This window comes from Pelomonas sp. Root1217 (assembly GCF_001425705.1).
In the GTDB taxonomy this organism is placed as follows: Bacteria; Pseudomonadota; Gammaproteobacteria; order Burkholderiales; family Burkholderiaceae_C; genus Pelomonas.
In genome coordinates this window covers 1,398,810-1,421,928 of the sequence record NZ_LMDC01000001.1, presented here as the reverse complement: position 1 = coordinate 1,421,928, position 23,119 = coordinate 1,398,810, and the positions used below count along the sequence as shown (strand labels likewise).

Below are 23,119 nucleotides of genomic sequence, written 5' to 3'. Positions count from 1 at the left end.
GCTGGCCCGACCCAGCCTTCAGCCCGCAGACCCGAGAGCCCCTCATGCTGATTCGAACTCCCGCCCCTCACGAGCCCCTGCCCAGCGAGATCACGCCCCGGCGCGTCTACCTGAACCGCCGCACGGCCCTGGCCGGCCTGGGCCTGGTGGCGGCATCGCCGCTGGCCCTGTCCCAAGCCGCGCCCGGCGGTGGCAAGCTGCCCAAGCTGCCGGGCGCCCGCTCGGCCGTGCCGGGCGCGATGGTGATGGAGAAGGTCACCAGCTATGCGGACGCCACCTCGTACAACAACTTCTACGAGTTCGGCACTGACAAAGCGGACCCCGCCCAGCACGCCCACACGCTGAAGACGCGGCCCTGGACGGTCAGCATCGAAGGCGAATGCGCCAAGCCGGGCCGCTTCGACATCGAGGCTTTGCTCAAGCTCGCACCGATGGAAGAGCGCGTCTACCGCCTGCGCTGCGTCGAGGGCTGGAGCATGGTGATCCCCTGGGAAGGCTATTCGCTGGCCGAACTGCTCAAAAAGGCGGAGCCCACGTCCAAGGCCAAGTACGTCGAGTTCACGACGCTGGCCGACAAGGCCCAGATGCCCGGCGTGCGCTCGGGCGTGCTGGACTGGCCCTACGTCGAGGGCCTGCGCATCGACGAGGCCATGCATCCGCTGGCCTTGCTCTCCTTCGGCATGTACGGCGAGGTGCTGCCCAACCAGAACGGCGCGCCGCTGCGCCTGGTGCTGCCGTGGAAGTACGGCTTCAAGTCGGCCAAGAGCATCGTCAAGATCCGCTTCGTCGAGAAGGAGCCGATGTCCAGCTGGACCAAGGCTGCGCAGCAGGAGTACGGCTTCTATTCCAACGTCAACCCGAACGTCAGCCACCCGCGCTGGAGCCAGGCAACGGAGCGCCGCATCGGCGAGGACGGCCTGTTCGCCAAAAAGCGGCCCACGCTGATGTTCAACGGCTACGAGGCCCAGGTGGGCCAGCTCTACGCCGGCATGGATCTGAAGAAGTTCTACTGAGGCGATGAAGAAGCTGCTGTCGACGGCGCTGCTCAGCCGTGGCGCCAAGCCGCTGCTGTTCATCGCCTGCCTGCTGCCGCTGGCCTGGCTGGTCTATGCCGCGGCGACCAACCAGCTCGGCGCCAACCCGGCCGAGGCCCTGATCCGCCGCCTGGGCGACTGGACCCTGCGCGGGCTGTGGCTGACGCTGGCCATCACGCCGCTGCGCGAGCTGACCGGACTGGCTGCCCTGGCGCGCTTTCGCCGCATGCTCGGCGTCTTCACCTTCAGCTACGCCAGCCTGCATCTGCTGGCCTACGGCTGGCTCGACCAGGGGCTGGATGTCGCCGTCATCGCCGCCGACATCGCCAAGCGCCCCTTCATCCTGATGGGCTTCACGGCCTGGGCGCTGATGCTGCCGCTCTTCGCCACCAGCTTCAACAAGGCCATCAAGACCCTCGGCGCCAAGCGCTGGCAGACCCTGCACAAGGCCATCTACGCGATCTCCGTCATCGCACTGCTGCACTTCATCTGGATGCGTGCCGGCAAGCACAACTTCGCCGAGCCGGCGGTGTACGGCGTGATCCTTGCCGCGCTGCTGGGTTGGCGCCTTTTCAAACGCCTGGCCCCGAAAAAGGCGCGACTGGGATAATTCGCGGTTCTGCCCGAACCGCCCATGCCCAATCCCACCTCCATCGACGTTGCTATCCTCGGCGGCGGCCCTGCCGGCTGCAGCGCCGCATCCTGGCTGGGCCAGATGGGCATGACGACCCTGCTCGTCGAGCGCGAGTCGCGCCTTTGCGCCGCACTGGCCGGCCTGAACTTCGCCCAGGACTGGGTGCTGGGTGAGCCCGCCGCCCGCTTGGCCGCATTGGGCGAGCACTATGCCGCCCAGGCCCAGGCCACGCCGGGCATGACGCTGCGCCTGGGCACGCGGGCCGAATCCGCCCGCCACACGCCCGAGGGCTGGACGCTGCAACTGGCCACCGGCGAGCATGTACAGGCCCGCGCCCTGCTCGTCTCCACCGGCCTGCGCCTGCTGCGCCCGGCCCGCTATTTCGCCGTGCCGCACGAGCGCGTGCTGGACGCCTCCCAGCTGACCACCCGCCGCGAAGCGCTGCCCCCGGGCCGCGTGCTGCTGCTGGGTGCCGGCGACAACGCAGCCGAGAACGCCCTCTTCCTGGCCGAGCGCGGCCATGACGTGACCCTCTGGTCGCGTGGCAGCTGGCGCGCCCAGATCCACCTGGCCGAGCGCGCCGAGGCCCATCCGCACATCAGCGTGCGCCTGGCCACGCCGCTGCCCGAGGCCCTACTGCCCGACGACGGCGGCGTGAACGTCGGCGCCGAGCGCTTCGACTATGTCGCCGCGCTGCTGGGCTTCGAGCCCGAGCCCTCAGCCTTCGCGCTGCTGGACGAAGCCTCGCGCCAACGCGCCTTCGTCGCCGGCGACGCCAGCCGTCGCTGGCATCCCTGCGTGCAGACGGCCCTGGCCGACGGCGTGCAGGCCGCCAAGCAGATCGAGCTGGCACTGCGCCCACAGGTTGCCGCCGCGCCGCAGCGCTACAACAACCGCCAGGTCATCCATCTGCAGGGGCTGCGCTTTCGCGCCAACCTCGGCGTGCTCGACTTCGAGCGCACCGGGCCGCAGCCCATCCAGGTCGATGCCGAAGTCAACCTCGGCGCCATGCCGGTGGTGGCGCGCGACGCCGACATCGGCCATGTGCTGGACTACCGCCGCGTGCGTACGGCCATCATCGACGAGTGCACGGCCGAGCACACCGACCTCGTCGAAGCCCTGCTGGGCAAGCTCTGCAACCGCCTGATGAGCCTGCCCGGCGTCGTCGGCGTACGCCTGAAGCTGACCAAGCTCGAAATCTTTCCCGACTGCGAAGTCGCAATCAGTACCGAACTGGGTGCATGGTGAGTCATATGTCTGAAGTTCTGGATTTCGCCGAACAAGCCGCCGCCGACAAGAAGGCCGCATACGAGATCAACAAGCTGTCCAAGCGCCTGCACCGCCAGGTGGGCCAGGCCGTCACCGACTTCAACATGATCGAAGAAGGCGACAAGGTCATGGTCTGCCTGTCGGGCGGCAAGGACAGCTACGCGATGCTGGACATCCTGATCAACATGCAGCAGCGCGCGCCCATCAAGTTCAGCCTCGTCGCCGTCAACCTCGACCAGAAGCAGCCCGGCTTCCCCGAGGAGGTGCTGCCCAACTACCTGCGTTCGCGCGGCGTGGACTTCCACATCGAGAACCAGGACACCTATTCCATCGTCAAGAAGCTCATCCCCGAGGGCAAGACGACCTGCAGCCTGTGCTCACGCCTGCGCCGCGGCATCCTCTACCGCGTGGCCGGCGAGCTGGGCGCCACCAAGATCGCGCTGGGCCACCACCGCGACGACATGGTCACGACGCTGTTCCTGAACATGTTCTTCGGCAGCCGCCTCAAGGGCATGCCGGCCAAGCTCGTCAGCGACGACGGCAAGAACGTCGTCATCCGCCCGCTGGCCTATGTGAAGGAGCCCGACCTGGTGCGCTGGGCCGAGCACCGCGAGTTCCCGATCATTCCGTGCAACCTGTGCGGCAGCCAGGACAACCTGCAGCGCGTGCAGGTCAAGGCCATGATCAACGAGTGGGAAAAGCGCTACCCGGGCCGCATCGACAACATCTTCACCGCCATGGGCAACATCGTGCCGTCGCACATGATGGACAAGAAGCTCTTCCCCTTCGAGACGATGAAGGCGACCGGCAAAGCCGAGCCCGACGGCGACATCGCCTTCGACGACGATGAAAGTTGCGCGACACCCGCGCCGGCTGCAGTCATCACGCTGCAACGCTGATTTACACGCGGGCAATCTGGGCGGATCAGAATGGCGGCATCTCGTTGATGGAGGTGCCGTCATGAACCGCCGCCTGATCCTCACCACCCTTGCCGCTGCCTCGGTCGCCGCCCTCACCGGCTGCGCCGGCCCCTACACGGTCTCCGCCGACGTTTCCAGCTATGGCAACTGGCCCGCCGACCGCAAGCCTGGCAGCTATGCCTTCGACCGCCTGCCCTCGCAGCAGCAGAGCGAGGAGGCCGCCAAGCGCCAGGCCACGCTGGAAGACGCTGCCAAGGCCGCGCTGGAGAAGGCCGGCTTCAAACCAGCGGCAGACACCAAAACTGCCGACGTGCTCGTCACGCTGGGTGCCCGCGTCACCGCTTACGACCCCGTGCCGTGGGACGACCCGCTGTGGTGGCGCTGGCGCGGTCGCCTCTTCTCGCCGCGCTATGGCTATGCGCCAGGCTGGGGCGGCTTTGGCTGGCGCCACGACCCGTTCTTCGACCGCCGCTACGACCGCGCCGTGGCCTTGCTGATGCGTGACCGCGCCAGCGGCGAGGCCCTGTTCGAGACCCATGCCAGCAACGAAGGCGTGACCATGGGCAGCGATGCCCTGCTGACGCCCCTGTTCGACGCGGCCATGGCCGAGTTCCCCAAGGTCAACCCGAAATCGCACCGCGTGTCCGTGCAAGCCATCCGCTAGCGGCGGGAATCGCAGGAGACCACGCCCTGCCTGACCATAATCGCGGCTTCGTTCAAACGCAGTCGCAAGGCAGGCATGGCGCTCAACATCGTGATCATGGCGGCGGGCAAGGGCACCCGCATGAAGTCCGCAACGCCCAAGGTGTTGCACAAACTCGCCGGCCGCTCGCTGCTGGCCCATGTGCTCAAGAGCTGTGAGCCCCTGGCCGCCAGCGCGCGCATCGTCATCACGGGGCACGGCGCTGACCAGGTCGAGGCGGCCGTCTCGGCGGACGGCATCTCCTTCGTGCGCCAGATGCCCCAGCTGGGCACCGGCCATGCCATTCAGCAGGTCGTGCCGGCCCTGTTGGGCGAAGGCACCACGCTGATCCTCAACGGCGACGTGCCTCTCATCGAGACCGCCACGGCCAAGGCCCTCGTCGAAGCCTGTGCCGGCCACGCCCTGGTGCTGCTGACGGTCGACCTCGTCGACCCCACCGGCTACGGCCGCATCATCCGCGACCCCGATGACGGCGGCGTGCTCGCCATCGTCGAGCACAAGGACGCCACGCCCGAGCAGCGCCTCATCCACGAGGGCTACAGCGGCATGATGGCCGCGCCCACCGCTGCACTCAAGCGCTGGGTCGGCCAGCTGACCAACAACAACGCTCAGGGCGAGTACTACCTGACCGACATCGTCGCGATGGCCGTTGCCGAGGGCCTGCCGGTCCTGGGCATCAAGGCCCACAGCGAGATCGAGGTGCTGGGCGTCAACGACCCCGTGCAGCTCTCCCAGCTCGAACGCGCCTTCCAGGTCCGCCAGGCGGAAGGCCTGATGCGCGCCGGCGTGCGCCTGGCCGACCCGGCCCGCTTCGACCTGCGCGGCACGCTGACGCACGGCCAGGACGTCGAGATCGACGTGAACTGCGTCTTCGAAGGCGATGTGAGCCTGGGCGACGGCGTACGCGTAGGCGCCAACTGCGTGATCCGCAACGTGACCATCGCCGCCGGCGCACGCATCCATGAGTTCACCCACATCGACGGTGAAGCGGCGGGCGCCAGCGTCGGCGAGGGCGCACTGATCGGCCCCTTCGCCCGCCTGCGCCCGGGCGCGCAACTGGGTGCCGAGGTGCACATCGGCAACTTCGTCGAGGTCAAGAACTCGACGCTGGCCAAGGGCGCCAAGGCCAACCACCTGGCCTATCTGGGCGACGCCACCGTGGGCGAGCGCGTCAACTACGGCGCGGGTTCGATCACGGCCAACTACGACGGCGCCAACAAGCACCGCACCACGATCGGCGATGACGTTCACGTCGGCTCCAACTGCGTGCTGGTGGCGCCCATCAAGATTGGCAATGGCGCCACCATTGGCGGGGGGTCCACCATCACCAAGGACGTTACCCCCGGTGACCTCGCTGTCGCTCGCGGCAAACAAGTTGCATTGACTGGCTGGACCCGTCCGACGAAGAAGCGTTGAATAGTGACTTAATTCCGGCGATTGCTTCACGCCGCTCGAGGTGAGGGGGCACTTGCCGGACCGGCCCGCCGTTAGGATGGCCCTGTCACGAACACCGCAGTGCCCATGGCCCACCATCTCGACTTTGCCGCGCTCTCGCCAGACGATGCTGTCCCGGCCGATCTGGGCTATGAGATCGCCCAGGCCCATCGTGAGCGCGATGAGGCTGAAGCTCGGAATCGCGCCCTCGAACTGAAGGCCCAGGCCTGCGACAACGCCGCCGAAGCCTGCTGGTACCTGGCCCGAAGCCTGGGTGCCGCGCGCGACCTGCCCCAGGACGGCGAGGCCAGCCTGGAACTGCTGTTCCAGCTGATCGGCGCCCTGGCTGACCTGCCCACTGAAATTGCCGCGGCGCCGCTGCCGGCAGTCACTGGCGGCCGGGATGACGGCATCAGTGAACTCTGCCAGCAGCTCGAAGCCGCTCGCGAGGTGACCGAGGAAGCGCTGATCGACGCCGAACTGGCGCCCGCCCGCAGCCAGCGCTGCCACTGAACCGAACCGCACAACGCGAAAAGGGCGCCTCGAGGGCGCCCTTTGCATTGCAACGCGCTTATTGCTGGCTGGTCGGTGCCTGGCTCACCACCGCAGCGGGCGGCACCGTCAGGCGGTTGTCGACAGCCTTCACGCCACCCGTTGAGGACGCGACCACAGTGGCCCGCTCACGAGTCTGGGTGTCGGGCGCCTGGCCTTCCAGCTTCACGACGCCATGGTCGGTGCTGACAGCGATGGGTACTGCGGCCAGCGTTGAATCGGCGGAGAGGGCCATGCGCACCTTGGCCGTGATGCCGCTGTCTTCGACCGTCGGCAGGAGCTGCTGCGGCGGTTGCGGCTGGGCTTGAGCCTGGGTCTGAGCCGGCGTGCCAGGCGCCGTCGAACCGGTAACCGTGTCAGGCGCGGCAGGCGTCGTCGAGGCCAGCGGTGGCGTCGCAGGCGGCATGGCTTGCGGCGTGGTTTGAGGTGTCATCGCCGTGGCCGGGCCGGCAGCGGTCGGCGGCATCACGATGGGCGCCGAGCCGGGGGGCACGCTGAGCGGCTGGCTGTTTGTTGGCGCGGCCGCCACGGTCGTCGGTGGCGACAGGGTTGCAGCCGGGCTGTTCGGTGCGGCGCGCAACACCATGTCGGGTCGCGCCGCGGGGGCCGGCGCCTGGGCCACCACAGCGGGAGCGTCGGCCGCCGGCCGGGTCGTCGTCACCGGTGGGCCCAGACGGGTGGTGGTCGCTGCAGGCTCGGCAGGTGCTGGCGCGGCAGCGACGGTGGTCGTCGTGCTGTCCTCGGCCTGCGAAGCGGCGGGCGTCTCCGGCACCGGCGTGGCAGCGGCCACTTCGGTCTGCGGCTCGGCGCTGCCGGTCACGATGGCCGGCGGCGTGACGGGGGCCTCGCTCGGCCGGTTCATGGCCCAGATGGCCACAGCAGCGATGAGGGCGGCGCCGGCGCCGGCCGGGATCATCCAGCTCATCTGCCGGTCACGCTGCACTGACGCGGTGGAAGGCTGAGGCCGGGCGTGAACCGGCTCGACACGCGGCGTCTCGGCATGAAGCGGCGTCGTCGCCGACACCTTGGCCCCAGCGCCGGTCGGCCTGAGTCGCGCCGCGCCGACAGGGGGCGCCTTGGCGGCATGCAGCGGCGCGGCGCCGCCGTCCCTCAGGGCTTCGGGCAGATGCTCGGACTTGGTCTCCTCCAGGTGGTTGGCCCAGCCCTCGGCGTGCATCGATTTGGGGAATTTCATATCGGCCTCCGGTCGTCGTTGTCGACGTTTGCGATGGAGCCGACTGTGAGGTGACCCGGTGGCGCGCCATGCCGGTGCAAGCTCCTTCGCCTTGTAGGACAAAGGGCTTGGGGTGTATGGACTTGTGACCGCTGTGAGGGCGCGGCTTAGAAACCCCGCACCGGCAACGTGCCGTCACGCTGCAGCCAGTTGCGCGGTGAATAGCGGCTGGCCGCGTCCGTCACATGCAGGGTGTAGGCATGGCGCGATTTGTCGGAGCGGTTGGCCGCCGAGTAATGCGGCAACAGGCCATGGAAGACGACCAGGGAGCCCGCCTCGACCTCCAGCGGAATGGCCTGCCGCGAGTCCGCCGCGGGCCAGGGTGTCGCGTCGATCTGCTCCATCCAGGCCTTGCGGCCCTCGCGCACAAAACGCTCGCGCAGCACGCCACGCTCGCCCTTGTGGCCGCCTGGCTCGGTCCACAGGCAGCCGTTGTGCAGCGTCGCATCTTCCAGCGCGAACCAGAAGGTGGTCACCGTGATGGGGTCGCTCTCGAAGAAGCTGGCGTCCTGGTGCCAGCGCACCTCACCGCCGATGCCGGGCTGCTTGAAGATGAACATGCTCTGCCAGACCTGCGGCTGCTTCAGCCCGAGCTCGGCCGCCACGCCGCGCAGCGCCTGGCCTTTGGAAAAGGCGCTGAAGACCGGGTCGAGGTCGTGCATCGCATGGCCGATCTTGTTGATGGCCAGGGCCTTGTCGACGCGCAGCCGGCCCTCGGCATCGAAGGCCTCCTCCTCGAAGAAGCAGCGCATCTGGTCGCCGCTGTCGAGAAAGTAGTCGTCGACATGGCGCTGTTGCTCCTCGGTGGTGAAGACGGGGCGCTGCTCGCCAGGGTCGAAGGCATCGACGAGGTCAAGGGCGCGCTGGCGCAGCGCGGCGATGTCAGCGGCCGTCTTGAAGCCGGGGATGACGAGATAACCTTGTTCGGCGTACACGGAGGCGAGGTCGGCGGAGTTCGTCATGAGCTTGTAGGAAGGAGTTGTGCGGATTGTGTGACCAGCGCGGGGCGCCCACAGTGCGGCCACGTCAACACCCCGGGGATTCCCGATGAAAGTGCTCAAGGCCCTGCTGATCGCCATCGTCGCGCTGTTGGTCCTGTGCGTAGGCGGCGGGCTGATGCTGTCGCCGAAGTACACGCTCTCGCGCACGGTGAAGATCGACGCCGCGCCGGACAAGATCTACGCCCTCATCGCTGATCCGCGAGGCTGGAAAGCCTGGAGCGCCTGGAACCAGCGCGATCCGGCCATGGCCATCGAATACAGCGGCCCCGCCTCGGGCGCCGGCGCCGTCTGGGCCTGGAAGAGCAAGAGCCAGGGCGACGGCCGCATGACCTTCACGACCGCCGAGGCGCCCAAGCGCCTCGGCTATGAGCTCTATTTCCCCGACTTCGGCACCACCTCGACCGGCGAATTCCGCCTCGAGACCAATGGCGGCGCCACCCAGGTGACCTGGTCCATGGACGGCGACATGGGCAGCAACCCGGTCTACCGCTGGATGGGCCTGTTCATGGACAGGATGGTCGGGCCGGATTTCGACGAGGGGCTGGCGAATCTGAAGGCGCTGGCCGAGAAGCCCTGAAGAGGCCCGCAGCACCCAGCAGGATGGCCGCCGCGCCCAGCCACTGCAGCGGCGCCAGTTCGTGCCCCAGGGCCAGCCAGTCCACGCCGATGGCCACCACCGGGTAGAGGAAGGACAGGCCACCCTGCAGTGCCGTCGGCAGGCGCTGCACGCCGGCATACATCAGCGCGTACATCAGCCCGGTGTGCACGACGCCCAGCACCACCAGCGGCATCCAGCCCAGTGCCGTCTGCGGCAAATGGCCGAAGTCGGCAAAGGGCGTCAGCATCAGCATGCCGACGGCGACCTGGATCATGGCGATCAGCGGGGCGGACATGCCGCTCAAGCGCTTGGCGACAACGGCCGCCACCGCCCACAGCGCCGCGGCACCCAGGGCCATCGCCACACCCAGCCCGAAGTTGCCGCCGACATAGCCGGCGCTCGGCCGTGCCTGCACGATGAGCACCATGCCCGCAAAGGCCAGGGCCACCCAGGCCAGCCGCGCCAGGCTGAGCCGCTCGCCGAAGAACATCACGCCCAGGCCCATCAGCAAAAAGGGCTGCAGGTTGTAGACCGCCGTGGCCACGGCCACCGAGGCCCGGCCGTAGGCGCCGAACAGCAGCACCCAGTTCAGAACAATGGCCACGCCTCCCAGCACGGTCAGCCCCAGTTCCCGCGCGCTCGGCCGGCGCCACAGGCCCAGCACCGTGCAGATCAGTGCCAGCGTCAACAGCCCGAAGCCACAGCGCCAGAACACGACGTCCAGCGGCGCCAAGCCGGACAGCAGCACGAAATAGCCGATGGAGCCCAGCAAGCTCATCGCGCTGCCCATCTCGAGGGCGCCGCGTGTGGTGGGGGACACGGTGAATCCTTGCAATGACGAAGGAGGCCATTGTTCCAAGGCCCGCATGGCAGATACATGCAATATGCGCGGCAATCCGATGACTTGGCAGAATTGGCAAAGGCAGTTCACTATTCAAACCTAATCATGATCGACGACATCGACCGCCTGCTGCTGGCCGCGCTGGCCGCGGACGCCAGGGCACCGCTGAAGGACCTGGCCGAAGCTATTCGGCTGTCGCCGCCCGCCACGTCGGAGCGGCTGGCGCGGCTACGCGAACGCGGCGTGATCCGCGCCTTCACCATCGACATCGACCCCCTGGCCCTGGGCTTCCCGCTGCAGGCCATCGTGCGCGTGCGGCCCATGCCGGGCGCACTGGCCATGGTGCAGCAGCGCATCGACGCCATGCCCGAGGCGCTGGAATGCGACAAGGTCACCGGTGACGACTGCTTCGTGCTGCGGCTGGCGCTACGCTCCATCGAGCACCTCGACCAGGCCTTGGACAGGCTGTCCGATTGCGCCCAGACCAGCTCCAGCATCGTCAAGGCCCAGCCACTGCGTCGGCGCGTACCGCCGTTGAAGCTGGAAACCTGACGCTCCTAAGCTCAGCTTGGCTCCCAGACCAGGGCCAGCGCCAGGGCCGCCTCGGTCACCGCACGGCCCAACGGCGTGGCCGGGTCGGGGCGGCGCAGGCGCGGTTGGCTACCGCTCAGGTCCAGGCTGCCCACAACGGTGCCCTGGTGCAGCATCTCATAGCCCGTGGCCACCGTTTGCGGCTGCGCGCTGCCTTCGTGCAGATGCACTGAGCGCAGCCCCACCGTCAGCTCGCCGCGGCGGTAGGCACCTTCACGGCTGAGCTTGCCACGGCGCATCTGGCCCTCGCCGATCTGCAGCATCGCAGCCGGCGCGCTGCCCCAGCGGCAGCTCAGCACCCAGGGCTTGCTGTCGGTCAGGCGGCTGTTGGCGCTGGCCTCCGGCGTCCAGGCTTCACAAACGGTCGAGCTCTCGCCGCCCGGCCCCTGCCAGCTGAAGTTCAGCGGGTTGCGCAAATTGGCGGGCAAAGGCTCGAACAAGGCCAGCCGCTCGGCACCGCGTTCGTAGCGCACCCGCTGGCCGCTCAGTGAGAACTCGCCCTTGCGCCCCCAGGCCGGCTTGCCGAAGCTCTCCTCCGCCACGCCCGCCACCGAAGGCGCCTGAGCCATGTGCGCGTCGCGCCCATCACGCCCGCGCACCTCACGCCCGTCGCGCACCGAGGCACAGCCCACGAGCAGCAAGGCCAGCAGAGTCGGGACGGAGACGGTCAAGAAGCGATGGCGCATGGGCAGGAACCTGGGTCGTGACGGATATGCCGACTCTAGGGCCGCGCCGGGCGGACAGCTGTTACCCGGCGTTGCTTCCGTTAAACGCCACACCGGCCGTCGGCCCTCGCTGCAGCTGGACACCATGCCGCCACCATCGGTCGCAGCCGCGTCGCTACGCGGCGCCGACACCGGCAAGCTGCGCCGCTGCTCCGTCACACTCCAATGCCATGCAAGCATCGACCCCACCGCGCCTGACCCTCGCCGCCCTGGCCCTGATGGCCGAGGCTGTTCACCTCACCTGGGAGGCCCTGCACGGCGGCATCGTCACTCACCATCTGCTGCAACGCCCCGACCTGCCCGGCCTGTCCAACGCCTGGGGCCTGCTGTTGCTGCCCGCCCTCGCCGCCTGGGCGGCCGGCCGCCTGCCCCGTGCCCCCGCCACTCGACGCGAATGGTGGCCCGTCGCCATCGGCTTCGTCCTGCCCTTGCTGCTGGGCGCCTCGCTGGCCCTGAGCTTCGAGCTGCACCTGCAGGAGCTGACCGCGATCATCTTCATGGGCCTGCTGCCGCTGCTGGCCCTGCTGCTTCCCGCCCATCGGGCCGAGAGCCTGTTCGGCTTCGTGCTCGGCATGAGCTGGACCTTCGGCGCCGTGCTACCCACCGTGATCGGCGGCGTCATCGCCGGCCTGTCGTGGGGGGTGCGCGGCGTCGCCCGCCGTGCCTGGCATGCGGCGAGGCCGGCATGAGCAACACCGTCAGCGCGCGCGAACTGCGCATCTCCGGGCTGTGCTATCTCGCCATCATTGCCCTGGGCCTGTACAGCGAGGCCTTCGTGCGCGGCAGCCTCGTCGTGGCCGGCGATGCCGCCGCGACGGCCGAGCGCATCGCCGCCAACCCGCTGCTGTGGCGCAGCGGCCTGGTCGCCGACCTGCTGATGCAGGTGCTGGACCTGCCCATCATCGTCATGATGTGGCGGCTGCTGCGGCCCATCAACGAGTCGCTGGCACTGACCGCAACCGGCCTGAACCTCGTGCAGACGGCCGTGCTCGTCGCCAACCGAGTGCAGTTGCTCGCGGCGCTCGACCTGCTGACGGGGCCCACCACCGTGGCCGCAATCCCGCCCGGCCAGCGCGAGGCGTTGGCGATGCTGGCCGTGCAGCTGCACAGCCAGGGCTTCGGCATCGGCTTGATCTTCTTCGGCTTCGCCTGCGTCATCCGTGGCGCCTTGATCGCGCGCAGCGGCGTGCTGCCACGCGTCCTGGGCTGGCTGCTCGCGTCCGCTGGCCTGGCCTATCTGCTCAACAGCTTCGCGCTGCTGCTGGCGCCGGCGTTCGCCAGGCTGTTGTTCCCGGCCGTCATGCTCCCGGCCCTGGTGGGCGAGCTGGCGTTTGCGCTGTGGCTGACCGCGGGCAAACACCGACTTGTGAAGGTCACGGCCCACCCCACGTCCAGCGCATCCACACTGCCCTCACCCCCATGAACGATCCCGCTGTCCCTACCCTTTACGACTGGCTCGGCGGGCTGCCCGCACTGCAACAGCTGACCGAGCGCTTCTACCAGCGCGTCACGGACGATGCGTTGCTCGCGCCCGTCTTCGCCCACATGAACGGCGAGCACCCGGCCCATGTGGCCGCCTTCCTCGGTGAGGTGCTGGGCGGTCCGGCCACCTATTCCGCCGAGCATGGCGGCCATCCGCACATGGTGAGACAGCACTTGAACCGCCACCTGAGCCAGGAGCAGCGCCGCGCCTGGGTTGCACTGCTGCTGGACACGGCTGATCAGCTCGGCATGCCCGACGACCCGGAGTTCCGCTCCGCGCTGGTGGGCTACCTTGAATGGGGCTCGCGCCTGGCCGTCCTGAATTCCCAACCGGGTGTGACGGTCGATGCTGACGCGCCGATGCCCAAATGGGGCTGGGGCGAGGTCAAGGGGCCCTATCAAGGCTGATGCGCAGGCACCCCATCGCGTGCTGAAATCGCGTCACTTCAGGAGACTCCCATGAAACGCGTGACCGGCATCGGTGGCATCTTCTTCAAATCGCCCGACCCCAAGGTCCTGGCCGAGTGGTACGGCAAGCACCTGGGCCTGCCCGTCGAGGCCTGGGGCGGCGTCACCTTCCCCTGGACGACGCCCGACAACCCGGGCGGCGCGGGTGGCACCAACTGGTGCCCCTTCAAGGCCGATACCGGCTACTTTGCGCCGAGCACAGCGTCCTTCATGATCAATTTCCGCGTCGCCGATCTGCACGGCCTGCTCGCCGCCCTGCGCGAGGAAGGCTGCAACGTCGTCGGCGAACCGCAGGACTCGGAATACGGCAAGTTCGGCTGGGTCATGGACCCCGACGGCAACAAGGTCGAGCTCTGGGAGCCCCCGGCGGGGCAATAGTCCAGCGGACAACCCGGCGATGACCTGCCGCTTGCTGTTGGGTGCACTGCTGGCTCTGATGCTGATGTCTGCACGGGCGGGCGGCTCGCTGGGCACCGATGAACTCGCAATCCTGCTGGAGCAGCGACCCAAGGAGATCGCCGCCGTCAGGACCGAGTACGAACTGTCTGAAGCCGCATTTGCCGACATCCGCTTCGGCAATCACTTCATCCATCTGGGGGGAGCGCGCGCCGGCCCCTACACCGTGCGATTGCATCGCCGCGCGGCGCTGGAGCCGCGTGAGCGCGAGCTCCGGATTTGCACAACGGCTCGCTACTTCGACCGCCGAGGTCGCGAGTTGTCGGGGCGCAAGATGTTCGATGCCGTGCGCATTGAAGAGACCATCACGGCGGTCCTGGTGCGGGATATCGATGAGCGGAAGGAGTGCCGACGTTGAGGTTCCTCCCGCATCGCATTACTGATTGATCGGCGGCAGCACCCGCTCCGTTTCGGGCTCAGAAGCCACCGGCGGTGGCGGTGGCGGCAGGCCGATGCGCGCGATCGCCATGTCGCCGGCGAACTCCGAGTAGAACCAGTTGCCGTCCTGCTGCACCAGGCCCTCGTCTGGCGGTGGCAGCTGGGTATTGGGCTGGCCTTTCAAGGCCACCGCCATGGTCGCGGCCCAGACCGGCAAGGCCAGCCCGCCACCGGTTTCACGCTCGCCCAGGGATCGGGGCTGGGGATAGCCGATCCAGACAGCACCGGCCCGCGTGGCCTGGAAACCGCAGAACCAGGCGTCGACGGCATCGTTGGTCGTGCCGGTCTTGCCGTAGAGGTCCCAGCGACCGAGCAGGCTGCTGGCGCGCGCACCGGTGCCTTCGCGCGCGACAGCCGCCAGCAGTTGCGAGGTCATGAAGGCATTGCGCGGGCTGACGGCCGTCCTGAAGCGCGGCGCCTCGGCCTTCCAAAGCACGGCGCCTTGCGCATCCTGCACGCGGTCGATGAGCCAGGCTGTGGGCAGCTGACCGGCGTTGGCAAAGGCGGCATAGCCCTGGGCCATCTGCAGCGGGGTGACGGAGCCGGTGCCCAGTGCGATGGTCAGGTTCAGCGGCTGCTTGTCCTCGTCCAGGCCGAAGCGCGCCGCCCAGGCGCGGGCGCGCTGGGGGCCGAGGGCCTGCACCAGGTGCACGGTGACCATGTTCTTGGAGCGCGCCAGGCCCTGGCGCAGCGTCAGCGCCTCTTCGTACTGGCCGTCGTAGTTGCGTGGCGACCAGTCGCCAACCTGGACGGGCTGGTCGCTGACCAGCGTGCCGGCCCAGGCGCCCTGGTCGATGATGGCCGAGTAGATGAAGGGCTTGAAGGCCGAGCCCGGCTGGCGCCAGGCCTGCGTGGCGGAGTTGAACTGGTTGCGGGCGAAGTCGAAACCGCCCACCAGGGCGCGAATGGCGCCGGTGGTGGGGTCCAGCGTGACGACGGCGCCTTCGGCCTGCGGCGTCTGGCTGAGCTGCCACTGCTTGCCCGACTCCAGCACCCGCAGCACGGCTCCGCGCTTGAGACTCTGCAGCGGGCGCAGCGCCTGGCCCTTCCACGTGATCTTCTCGCCGTCGGCCATCACCAGCTCAGCGGCGCTCTTGTCGACCTTGAGCAGCACCGCGGTGCGCAGCTCGCCGAGATCGGGGTGGGCGTCGAAGGCGGCCTCCAGCGCCTCGTCGTAGTCGTCGCCGTCAGGCAGCTCGACGGTCGCCTCAGGGCCGCGGAAGGGCTGGCGGCGCTCCAGCTCGAACAGCGCGTGGCGCAGCGCCTCCTGCGCTGCCGCCTGCTCGGCGTAGCGCAGCGTCGTGTAGACGGTCAGGCCGCGCGTGTAGGCCTCCTCGCCATAGCGGGTCACCATCTCGGCGCGCACCTGCTCGGCGGCATGGTCGGCCACGCCGGACAGGCGCTTGGGCCGGCGCACGTCCAGCGGCTTCTCGCGCGCGGCGTCGGCCTGCGCCTGGGTGATCTGGCCCACGGCGACGAGCCGACCCAGCACCACGGCCTGGCGACGCTTGGTGCGCTCAGGGTACAGAACGGGGTTGAGGCGGTTCGGGTCCTTGGGCAGGCCGACGAGGACGGCGATCTCGCCGGTGCTGAGCTTGTCCAGCGGCTTGCCGAAATAGCGCTCGGCCGCAGCGCCAAAGCCATAAGCCTTGTTGCCCAGCGAGATCTGGTTCATGTAGATCTCGAGGATCTGGTCCTTGCTCAGGTTCCTCTCGATCTTGATGGCCAGCAGACCCTCCTGGGCCTTGCGCGCCAAGGTCTGGCGGTTGCTCAGGAAGATGTTGCGGGCCAGCTGCTGCGTGATGGTGGACGCGCCCTGCAGCCGCGTCGGGTGCAGGATGTTGTGCAGCACGGCGCGGGCGATGCCGCTGTAGTCGATACCGGAGTGCACGTAGAAGTCGCCGTCCTCGACGGCCAGCAGCGCGTCCTGCAGGGCCTTTGGGATCTCCTTCAGCGGCACGAAGCGCCGCCGCTCGGCGCCGAATTCGCCGAGCAGCTGGCCGTCTTCGCTGAGCACGCGCAGTGGCTGGTGGGGCTGGTAGTCGGTCAGCGCGTCGAGGGCCGGCAGCTGCGCCCAGATCAGGGCCGCCGCGATGGCACCCAGCAGCAGGATCGCCAGCGGCACGCCCACGAGGGCGGCGAGCCAGGGGCGTTGGAGAAGGTACTTCAGCATGGCGCGCATCCTAGGGGGTGGACGCCTGGCTCTGGCGCGCGCTGCAAGCTGTTACCTGGCCGCCGCGATGGCACGCTGCAGGTCGTCGCGCTGCTCGCAACCGGCCGGGCAGAGCTTCTCCAGCACGGCCAGGCGCTCACGTGCCTTGGGCAGCTCGCCCTTCATCACATGGAGCTCGCCGAGGTATTCGTTGGCACCGCGATGGTTGGGGTCGATGCGCAGCGCCTGCAGGTACTGGGCCTCGGCCTCGCCGAATTGCGGCGGGGCCTGCTTGCGCAGCGTGTAGCCCATCAGGTTGTGCCAGTCGGCATTGCCGGCTTGGGGCTCGGCGCGCAACGCGACCAGGGCGCCCGCCCAGTCCTTGACCGCGATGAGACGGCGTGGCGCAGCCAGAGGGTCAGCCGCGGCGGGTTTGATCTCCGGCGCTGGGCTCATGTCGGCGGCCCACGCGGAGCTGGCCAGCAGCAGGGCGGTCAGGACGAAGCGGCGCATGGACGTCTCCCGGCATGGTGCCGATTGGCAGGGCCGCCAGCTTAGCGCCCTCGGTGGCCACGACGGCGACCTGCCAGAAGTCATGGTGGCCTTGCGCCGTCGGGCGCGGCGCGGGCTTCGTCGGCCGATTTCCAAGCTTTGTCTGGCAGCGGCTGACCGGGGCCGTGGCGATCTCTAACTTTGCGGCATCGCCATCCACCAAGGAGCCCTCATGAAAGCCATCCTGCCCCTGTTGTTGCTCGCCGCCTGCAGCGCGTCGCCGGCCTTCGCCGCTCCCGCCACCTGTCCCCAGGTCGGCGAGCAATTGAGCGAATACCTCGCAAGCGCCAAGCAGCGCGTCGGCTCCGACGGCGAGGTGCGCGTCGAGTTCGAGGTAGATGCCGACGGCCATGCCAGGCTGTTGGCGCTGGACGGCTCGCGCATGTACCGCAGCCCGGTCCGCATCGCGATGACCACGCTGGAATGCCAGCGCGGCACGCCGCAGCGCTACGTCCTCAACATCCGCTTCGCCGACCCCGCGCCCCGGGCGGTCGCTGCCGCCGCGTCTTCCACATTGGCCCAGGCCAGACCCGGTGACACTGCGCGTTGATGCCTCCCGCTGCCCCTCCTGATCGCGTCGCCCTGCTGCGCTGGCCCGCCCTGCTGGCCGCCGCCGCGCTGAGTGCCGCGCTGGCGCTGGCCCTGCTGCTGCCGGGCGCGCTGCGCTGCGCGCTGTGGCGCGAGGACCATGGTTGCGGCACGGGTGTCGGGCTGAAGGGCGGCCTCGGCCTGGCTGCCCTGCTGTGGGGGCTGTGGCTGGCGGCGGCGCTGACCCAGCCGCTGCTGCCGCGTGCTGGCGTGGCCAGGCGCTGGGGGCTGGCTGTGCAGATCGGCGGCCTGACGCTGCTGTTCGCGACGCTGAACGGCGTGCTGCACACCGTCGGCGCGCCGGACAGCCGGCTCAACGCCTACACGCTGCAGATGCTGCTCACCTTTGCTGCCTGCGTTTGCCTGGGCCTGGAATACCGCCAGCGCGGCTCTCGCGGCGAGGCTGACGCCCAGGCGCTGCAGCGCGAAGAGCAGGTCCAGGCCCGCCAGCTCGACGAAGCCCGCGCGGCGCTTCTGCAGGCCCAGGTCGAGCCGCATTTCCTGTTCAACACCCTGGCCCATCTGCGCCGCCTGGCGCGCACCGACGCCCAGGCCGCCCACGCGATGCTGGCCGACCTGCGCCGCTACCTGGCCGCCGCCCTGCCCGAGCTGCGCCAGGCCGAGACCCCGCTGGCGCGCGAGCTGGAGCTGGTGGCCGCCTTCCTGGCACTGCACCAGCGCCGCATCGGCCCCGAGCGCCTCGCCCTGCACTATGAGATCGCGCCGGGCCTGGAGGATGTCATCGTGCCGTCCACCTGCCTGCTGACGCTGGCCGAGAACGCCATCAAGCATGGCATCGGCCCGCAGGTGGGGGGCGGCGAGATCTGCGTGCGCGCCGGCCCCGACCCCGACGATGCGGGCCTGCTGCGCCTGGAAGTGGCCGACACCGGCGCCGGCATGGGTAGCGGCAGCGGCAGCGGCACGGGCCTGGCCACGCTGCGGGCGCGACTGGCAGCGGCCCATGGCGCCGACGCCAAGTTGAGCCTCCACCTCAACCAGCCGCGCGGCCTGATCGCCCGAGTGCAGTTGCCATGGCCCTGATGAAGGACTTGCGACTGAGCCCGAGCGACCCCGGCTGGATGCTGCTGGTCGGTGCCGCCACGCTGGTGGCCAATGGCACGCCGCTGGACAACACCATGTCGGGCCGCGAAGTGCTGAATGCGCTGGCCTACAACGTCATCCAATTCGGCATCCCGGCGGTGTTGCTGCTGCGCCTGGCCAACGCGCTGGTCGACGCGGATTGGTTGCCGGCCTGGCCGGCCTATATCGGCGTCGTCGGCCTGACCGTCTTCGGCGGCATCTGGCTCATCGCGCCGCGCCTGTACCCGTTGCTCGGCAAGGTGGATTGGTGGACCTGGGAGAACGACTTCGCGCTGGCCAGCACCACGCTGATCTGGCATGGCCTGGGCGTGGCCGTCTATGTGCAGCTGCGTTTCTCGCAGCGCGCCCAGGCCCGCCTGGCGACGCTGCGCGACGCGGCCGCCCAGCGCGAGCGCCAGCTCGCCGCCACCCAGCTGCTGGCGCTGCAGGCGCGGGTGGACCCGGCCCTGCTGTCCGAGCGCCTGGCCGCCATCGACGACGAGCTGCTGCGGGAACCCCTGCGCGCCCAGGCGCGGTTGGCGGCGCTGATCGAGCTGCTGCGTGCGCTGCAGCCCCACATCGAGGCCGAGGTGTCGACGCTGGCCCGCGAGATCGTCGCGCTGCGCGCCTATGCCAAGCTGGTCAGCGCCGACGCCCAGCACACCGAGAGACTGCATCTCGCCGGCCTGGCCGAGCCCGCGGACTGGCCGCTGGCACCCATGGTGCTGCTGCCGCTGGTGCGCCCGCTGCTGGACGAGGGCACGACGCTGTGGAGCTTGTCGCTGCATGCGAGCGCCGGCGTGGCCGAACTGCGCCTGCAGGCGCTGGGGCCGGATGCCGAGCGCACACAGCGTGCGGCCGCCCACGTGCCGGTGGCCGAACTGTGCCAACGGTTGCGCGCCGTGCATGGCGAGGCCGCATCGCTGAGCTTGCTCGCCGAAGATATGCCGCTGTTCACGTTGATCTGGCCGACATGACCCGCATCCTGATTGCCGAAGACGAGGCCCTGCTCGCCGCCGAGATCCGCGAGGAGCTGCTGCGCCAGTGGCCCGAGGCCCAGATCGTCGGCATGGCGCGCGACGGCCACGAGGCGCTGCGCCTGGTCGAGCAGCTGGCGCCCGTGGTCTGCTTCCTCGACGTGCAGATGCCGGGGCTGTCGGGGCTGGAAGTTGCCCAACTGATCGGCCGTCGCGCCCACGTCGTCTTCATCACGGCCCATGAGCGGTATGCGGTGCAGGCCTTCGACGAAGGCGCCGTCGGCTATCTGCTCAAACCCCTGGACCCGGTGCGCATGGCCAAGACGCTGCTGCGGCTGAAGGAGCGCCTGACGCAACTGCCCGCCGACCTGGGCGGCCTGGCCGCGCGCACCGCTCCCGCCGTGGCCACGGAGCCGTTGCGCTGGATCACCGTGCAGCGCGGCCGCGAGCTGCAGCTCATCACGGTGGAAGACGTGGCCTATTTCCGTGCCGACCACAAGTATGTCGCCGTCGTCACGGCCGACAGCGAGGCGCTTATTTCGGTGCCGCTGAAGGACCTCGTCGCGCGACTGGACGGCGAACACTTCTGGCAGGTGCACCGCTCGACCATCGTCAACGCGCGGGCGATCAAGTCGGTCAGCCGCTCGCTGAGCGGCAAGCTCAGCATCGCGCTGAAGGACAGGCCGGAGACGCTGGAAGTCAGCCCGGCCTACGCCCACCGGTTCAAACAGCTTTAAGGGCAAACAGCTCGGCCGCATTGCTCCAGGCGATGCGCTGAGCCACCTCAGCCGGCATCTGCCCGAGCCAACCGCGGTAGTCGGCGAACAGGCCTTCATAGTGCTGCCAGCGCTGCGTGACCCAGGTGTCGGAGCCGATCAGGAAGCGTCCCGGATGCTGCGTCATCAGTGCGCGCCAGTCGTCGCTGAGCTTGCCGTCAAAGGTGATGCCCGGCCGGTAGGACAGTTCGCCGCGCAGGCCCGGGTGCTTGGCCAGCAGCTCCTTCACGCGCGGCAAGGGCTCGCCGGAAATGCCGGTGTGGGCCCAGATCAGCGACGCGCCGGGCGCATGGCCAAGCAGCCTGTCGACCGCCACATCGTCCACATGGGCCAGCACCGTCAGGCCGCGCTCGCGCGCCAGCTTCATCAGCGCGACGGCGGTCGGCCCGTCGGCATTGGCGCTGTCGTAGAGATGGAATTCGCCCAGGCCCCGGAAGGGCCCGGCCGGGCTGCCGCGCTTCAGCAAGTCGAGCACCATCAGCCGGATGCTGTCGTCGGCGAACCAGCCGGTGTAGTCGGCCCGGTTGCGGTAGAGACGGATGAAGGGCACCCACTGCGGCCCCGCCTCGGCCACCAGCCGCAGCGTGCCGTCGTTGGGCCGGCTGTTGACCAGCGCCCCGCGCACGCCGGCGCGGACCATGCGGGCCTGCACATCGGCCGGGGGATGCGGCGCCTGGGCGTCGTCGTTGTAGTGCAGATGGGCGTCGAACAGCGGGCCTGCATAGGCCTGCGCCCATGCCGGAACCGGCAGGCCGGCCAGCAGCAGCGCACGGCGCTTCAAGCCGCTCTTTCTGCGGCCGCAATAAGGCGGCTGATTCGCGATACCGACAAACCGAGCTGGCCCGCGAGCTCCGTCATCGCGACGCCACCTTCGGCATGGGCCAGCCACAGCGCCTGCTCGCGGATGCCGCCGGCGCGCTTGAGCCATTCGGCCCAGCTCGTGCGCGCAGCGCGCCGGGGCGCCGCGGCGGCGGCGCGCATGCGTGCGGCGAAGTCCGCGTCGCCCAGGAAGATCTGTTCACGCAGCCGCCCCGGCCACAGCTGCAGCCCGGGCTCGGAGGCGACCAGGCGGGCATAGCGCTCGCCGGCCAGGCGATGCTGGGCCGGCGTCGCCGCCGGGCGCCCCAGCAGATGGCTGTGCAGGCCGTCGACGTCCAGCCATTCGGGCGCGACTTCCATGGCGGCCAGCGCGCGAAAGCTCGAACCGGCCCAATCCGCCGCGCCGCGCGCCAGGCGCAGGCGCACTGGGCTGAGATCGACATAGCGGCAGGCGTCCAGCAGATGGCGCTCGCGGTCGACCAGCACGGCATGGAAACGCCCCTGGAACAGGGGGCCGCTGAAACCGTGGCGGCGCTGGTGATGCTGGGTGTAGACGCCGTTCACATGCCGCATCAGCTGCGACAGATTGGCGCGGCGCGTGAACAGCAGCAGGTGGTAGTGGTCGGGCAGCAGGGCGTAGGCCAGGGCCTGGGCGTCGAAGCGGTGCAAGGCCTGGGCGAGCAAGGCACGCATTTCGGCACGGTCGGCTTCGTCGACAAAAGCCAGCTGCCCGCTCTCGAACGGGCAGTGCGCGCCGATCAGATAGACGGCGCCAGCGATCTCGAGTCGGGCAGGCCTTGCCATGCGCCACCTTAAGTCTCGCCGCCCGGAATGGCAAGATGGCGGTTTGCAGGCCCGCGCAATGCCATGAAAACGCACCAAATCGAAATCCAGAAGTTCAAGGCCGCGTCCGCCAACCAGCATGGCCAGATCATGTTCAAGGTGGACGCCATGGTCACGCCCAAGACGCCCATCGACGGCATCGAGCCCAGCAGCGTCATCGTCATGACGGAGCAGAACGCCCGCGTGCTGATGGCCTTGCTGAAGGCACAGATCGCCGAAATCGACAACAAGAAGCCCAAGAGCCGCCACGGCCGCCACGGCTGAACTCGCGAGCCCAAGGACGAATCCCATGCAGTACCCCCAATACAACCCCGCCTCCGACAACCGGCCGCTGTCCGATGAGGAGCTCGACGATCTGGACGAGCTGCTCTCGGTGCTGCCCACCGAGAGCGCGATGAACATCGAGGCGCTGGATGGCTATCTGACCGGCCTGCTGCTGTCGCCGCACAACCTCGCCGACCTGCCCGGCGACGCCTGGCTGCCGGTGGTCTGGGGCGGCGACCAGGAACCCGACCCCAAACCTTTCGCCAGCGGCAAGCAGCGCAAGAAGGTGGTCATGGCGGTACTGCGGCATGTGCAGTCCATCGCCATGGCCTGGACGCACGCGCCCAAGGCCTGGGAGCCGATCTTCAGCTTTGCCGAAGGCGAAGAGGAAGACACCGAGTACGCAGACGCCGAAGACTGGGCTGCCGGCTTTTTGATGGCCGTGGACCTGGCGCCCGAGGCCTGGGGGCCGTTGTTCGACGGTGCCGAGACGGCCGAGCTGCTCGCGCCCATCGCCGCCCTGGGCGGCGAAGATGGCGCCCTGGCCGAAGGCTCGGCTGCCGAGCGCGACGAAGCCAGCCGCAAGATTCCTGACGCCATGCTGGCGTTGTGGGCTCTGCGCCGAGGCGCCGACCAGAAAGCGTAACCATCCCCCTAACGCGGGTGGTTGCAGGTGGCCGCAAGCGTC

Annotated in this window: 28 protein-coding genes and 1 pseudogene; 21 read left to right on the top strand and 8 right to left on the bottom strand. The window is 69.1% G+C overall.

Annotation, left to right across the window (positions count from 1 at the left end):
• Positions 1–44: 44 nt before the first annotated feature.
• The 8 genes and pseudogenes from msrP to ASC95_RS06385 all read left to right on the top strand — a co-directional run bounded on the left by msrP (position 45) and on the right by ASC95_RS06385 (position 6,507).
• Positions 45–1,013: a protein-methionine-sulfoxide reductase catalytic subunit MsrP gene (gene msrP, locus ASC95_RS06415; RefSeq protein WP_057296870.1), complete on the top strand. Its 969-nt coding sequence runs from the start codon at positions 45–47 to the stop codon at positions 1,011–1,013.
• A 4-nt stretch (positions 1,014–1,017) separates the two neighbouring features.
• On the top strand, positions 1,018–1,644 hold the full coding sequence (locus ASC95_RS06410) for a sulfite oxidase heme-binding subunit YedZ (protein WP_057296869.1): 627 nt from the start codon (positions 1,018–1,020) through the stop codon (positions 1,642–1,644).
• 24 nt (positions 1,645–1,668) lie between these two features.
• Positions 1,669–2,208 (top strand): annotated as a pseudogene (locus ASC95_RS31710) (FAD-dependent oxidoreductase); the annotation flags it as partial.
• Between the two features lie 312 nt (positions 2,209–2,520).
• Positions 2,521–2,916 carry a dihydroneopterin aldolase gene (locus ASC95_RS31705; protein WP_056203616.1) on the top strand — a complete coding sequence of 132 codons (396 nt, stop codon included), beginning with the start codon at positions 2,521–2,523 and terminating at the stop codon, positions 2,914–2,916.
• Between the two features lie 5 nt (positions 2,917–2,921).
• Positions 2,922–3,836: a tRNA 2-thiocytidine(32) synthetase TtcA gene (gene ttcA / locus ASC95_RS06400; protein WP_057296868.1), complete on the top strand. Its 915-nt coding sequence runs from the start codon at positions 2,922–2,924 to the stop codon at positions 3,834–3,836.
• Positions 3,837–3,897: 61 nt separating this feature from the next.
• Positions 3,898–4,521: a DUF4136 domain-containing protein gene (locus tag ASC95_RS06395; protein ID WP_235537709.1), complete on the top strand. Its 624-nt coding sequence runs from the start codon at positions 3,898–3,900 to the stop codon at positions 4,519–4,521.
• A 75-nt stretch (positions 4,522–4,596) separates the two neighbouring features.
• The gene (gene glmU / locus ASC95_RS06390) at positions 4,597–5,976 is read left to right on the top strand and encodes a bifunctional UDP-N-acetylglucosamine diphosphorylase/glucosamine-1-phosphate N-acetyltransferase GlmU (RefSeq protein ID WP_057296867.1); all 1,380 of its coding nucleotides are present in this window, start codon (positions 4,597–4,599) and stop codon (positions 5,974–5,976) included.
• A gap of 105 nt (positions 5,977–6,081) precedes the next feature.
• A complete protein-coding gene (locus tag ASC95_RS06385) occupies positions 6,082–6,507 on the top strand; it encodes a hypothetical protein (protein WP_057296866.1) in 426 nt (141 codons plus the stop codon).
• Positions 6,508–6,565: 58 nt separating this feature from the next.
• Here ASC95_RS06385 and ASC95_RS06380 read toward each other — a convergent pair whose 3' ends face one another.
• Together ASC95_RS06380 and ASC95_RS06375 are read right to left on the bottom strand one after the other, a co-directional pair.
• On the bottom strand, positions 6,566–7,741 hold the full coding sequence (locus tag ASC95_RS06380) for a BON domain-containing protein (RefSeq protein WP_057296865.1): 1,176 nt from the start codon (positions 7,739–7,741) through the stop codon (positions 6,566–6,568).
• A gap of 146 nt (positions 7,742–7,887) precedes the next feature.
• Complete coding sequence (locus tag ASC95_RS06375; RefSeq protein WP_057296864.1) at positions 7,888–8,742, bottom strand: phytanoyl-CoA dioxygenase family protein; 855 nt, start codon at positions 8,740–8,742, stop codon at positions 7,888–7,890.
• Positions 8,743–8,827: 85 nt separating this feature from the next.
• Between ASC95_RS06375 and ASC95_RS06370 the strand changes: the two genes are divergently transcribed.
• The gene (locus ASC95_RS06370) at positions 8,828–9,358 is read left to right on the top strand and encodes an SRPBCC family protein (RefSeq protein WP_057296863.1); all 531 of its coding nucleotides are present in this window, start codon (positions 8,828–8,830) and stop codon (positions 9,356–9,358) included.
• Here the strand turns inward: ASC95_RS06370 and ASC95_RS06365 are convergent.
• Positions 9,285–10,199 carry a DMT family transporter gene (locus ASC95_RS06365; RefSeq protein ID WP_235537708.1) on the bottom strand — a complete coding sequence of 305 codons (915 nt, stop codon included), beginning with the start codon at positions 10,197–10,199 and terminating at the stop codon, positions 9,285–9,287. The genes ASC95_RS06370 and ASC95_RS06365 overlap by 74 nt on opposite strands.
• A gap of 126 nt (positions 10,200–10,325) precedes the next feature.
• On the opposite strand from ASC95_RS06365, the gene ASC95_RS06360 reads away from it, so the two are divergent.
• The gene (locus tag ASC95_RS06360) at positions 10,326–10,772 is read left to right on the top strand and encodes an Lrp/AsnC family transcriptional regulator (RefSeq protein ID WP_157255968.1); all 447 of its coding nucleotides are present in this window, start codon (positions 10,326–10,328) and stop codon (positions 10,770–10,772) included.
• An 11-nt stretch (positions 10,773–10,783) separates the two neighbouring features.
• Here ASC95_RS06360 and ASC95_RS06355 read toward each other — a convergent pair whose 3' ends face one another.
• Positions 10,784–11,482, bottom strand: coding sequence for a hypothetical protein (locus tag ASC95_RS06355; protein ID WP_235537707.1), 699 nt, complete (start codon positions 11,480–11,482; stop codon positions 10,784–10,786).
• A 224-nt stretch (positions 11,483–11,706) separates the two neighbouring features.
• Between ASC95_RS06355 and ASC95_RS31100 the strand changes: the two genes are divergently transcribed.
• The 5 genes from ASC95_RS31100 to ASC95_RS06330 are packed head-to-tail and all read left to right on the top strand — an operon-like array spanning position 11,707 to position 14,300.
• Complete coding sequence (locus ASC95_RS31100) at positions 11,707–12,225, top strand: hypothetical protein (protein WP_057296860.1); 519 nt, start codon at positions 11,707–11,709, stop codon at positions 12,223–12,225.
• Entirely contained in the window at positions 12,222–12,959 is a 738-nt protein-coding gene (locus ASC95_RS29765; protein WP_057296859.1) for a DUF4386 domain-containing protein, read from the top strand. The genes ASC95_RS31100 and ASC95_RS29765 overlap by 4 nt, the downstream gene beginning before the upstream one ends.
• Positions 12,956–13,426, top strand: a complete 471-nt coding sequence (locus tag ASC95_RS06340) for a group II truncated hemoglobin (protein WP_057296858.1) — start codon at positions 12,956–12,958, stop codon at positions 13,424–13,426. Before ASC95_RS29765 ends, ASC95_RS06340 begins: the two co-directional genes overlap by 4 nt.
• A gap of 51 nt (positions 13,427–13,477) precedes the next feature.
• Positions 13,478–13,864 carry a VOC family protein gene (locus ASC95_RS06335; RefSeq protein WP_057296857.1) on the top strand — a complete coding sequence of 129 codons (387 nt, stop codon included), beginning with the start codon at positions 13,478–13,480 and terminating at the stop codon, positions 13,862–13,864.
• Positions 13,865–13,883: 19 nt separating this feature from the next.
• Positions 13,884–14,300: a hypothetical protein gene (locus ASC95_RS06330; RefSeq protein ID WP_057296856.1), complete on the top strand. Its 417-nt coding sequence runs from the start codon at positions 13,884–13,886 to the stop codon at positions 14,298–14,300.
• Positions 14,301–14,318: 18 nt separating this feature from the next.
• Here the strand turns inward: ASC95_RS06330 and ASC95_RS06325 are convergent, their stop codons facing one another.
• Both ASC95_RS06325 and ASC95_RS06320 read right to left on the bottom strand, forming a co-directional pair.
• Positions 14,319–16,553 carry a penicillin-binding protein 1A gene (locus ASC95_RS06325; protein WP_235537706.1) on the bottom strand — a complete coding sequence of 745 codons (2,235 nt, stop codon included), beginning with the start codon at positions 16,551–16,553 and terminating at the stop codon, positions 14,319–14,321.
• Between the two features lie 51 nt (positions 16,554–16,604).
• Positions 16,605–17,045 (bottom strand): hypothetical protein, encoded by a 441-nt coding sequence (locus ASC95_RS06320; protein ID WP_057296855.1) that lies wholly within the window; start codon positions 17,043–17,045, stop codon positions 16,605–16,607.
• A gap of 211 nt (positions 17,046–17,256) precedes the next feature.
• On the opposite strand from ASC95_RS06320, the gene ASC95_RS06315 reads away from it, so the two are divergent.
• Genes ASC95_RS06315 through ASC95_RS06300 form a run of 4 tightly spaced genes read left to right on the top strand, consistent with a single transcriptional unit; the run spans position 17,257 to position 20,466 of the window.
• On the top strand, positions 17,257–17,634 hold the full coding sequence (locus tag ASC95_RS06315) for a hypothetical protein (protein ID WP_057296854.1): 378 nt from the start codon (positions 17,257–17,259) through the stop codon (positions 17,632–17,634).
• Positions 17,634–18,713 (top strand): sensor histidine kinase, encoded by a 1,080-nt coding sequence (locus tag ASC95_RS06310; protein ID WP_057296853.1) that lies wholly within the window; start codon positions 17,634–17,636, stop codon positions 18,711–18,713. The genes ASC95_RS06315 and ASC95_RS06310 overlap by 1 nt, the downstream gene beginning before the upstream one ends.
• Complete coding sequence (locus tag ASC95_RS06305) at positions 18,713–19,729, top strand: hypothetical protein (protein ID WP_235537705.1); 1,017 nt, start codon at positions 18,713–18,715, stop codon at positions 19,727–19,729. The genes ASC95_RS06310 and ASC95_RS06305 overlap by 1 nt, the downstream gene beginning before the upstream one ends.
• Entirely contained in the window at positions 19,726–20,466 is a 741-nt protein-coding gene (locus tag ASC95_RS06300; protein ID WP_057296851.1) for a LytTR family DNA-binding domain-containing protein, read from the top strand. The genes ASC95_RS06305 and ASC95_RS06300 overlap by 4 nt, the downstream gene beginning before the upstream one ends.
• On the opposite strand, the gene ASC95_RS06295 is transcribed toward ASC95_RS06300, so the two are convergent.
• The gene (locus ASC95_RS06295) at positions 20,453–21,286 is read right to left on the bottom strand and encodes an amidohydrolase family protein (protein ID WP_057296850.1); all 834 of its coding nucleotides are present in this window, start codon (positions 21,284–21,286) and stop codon (positions 20,453–20,455) included. The two genes, ASC95_RS06300 and ASC95_RS06295, sit on opposite strands and share 14 nt — an antisense overlap.
• Positions 21,283–22,128, bottom strand: a complete 846-nt coding sequence (locus tag ASC95_RS06290) for a transposase (protein WP_057296849.1) — start codon at positions 22,126–22,128, stop codon at positions 21,283–21,285. The genes ASC95_RS06295 and ASC95_RS06290 overlap by 4 nt, the downstream gene beginning before the upstream one ends.
• Positions 22,129–22,191: 63 nt before the next feature.
• Here ASC95_RS06290 and ASC95_RS06285 point away from each other — a divergent pair, with 63 nt between their 5' ends.
• Both ASC95_RS06285 and ASC95_RS06280 read left to right on the top strand, forming a co-directional pair.
• Positions 22,192–22,431: a hypothetical protein gene (locus ASC95_RS06285; RefSeq protein WP_056203067.1), complete on the top strand. Its 240-nt coding sequence runs from the start codon at positions 22,192–22,194 to the stop codon at positions 22,429–22,431.
• A gap of 25 nt (positions 22,432–22,456) precedes the next feature.
• Positions 22,457–23,077, top strand: coding sequence for a UPF0149 family protein (locus ASC95_RS06280; protein ID WP_057296848.1), 621 nt, complete (start codon positions 22,457–22,459; stop codon positions 23,075–23,077).
• Positions 23,078–23,119 lie beyond the last annotated feature (42 nt).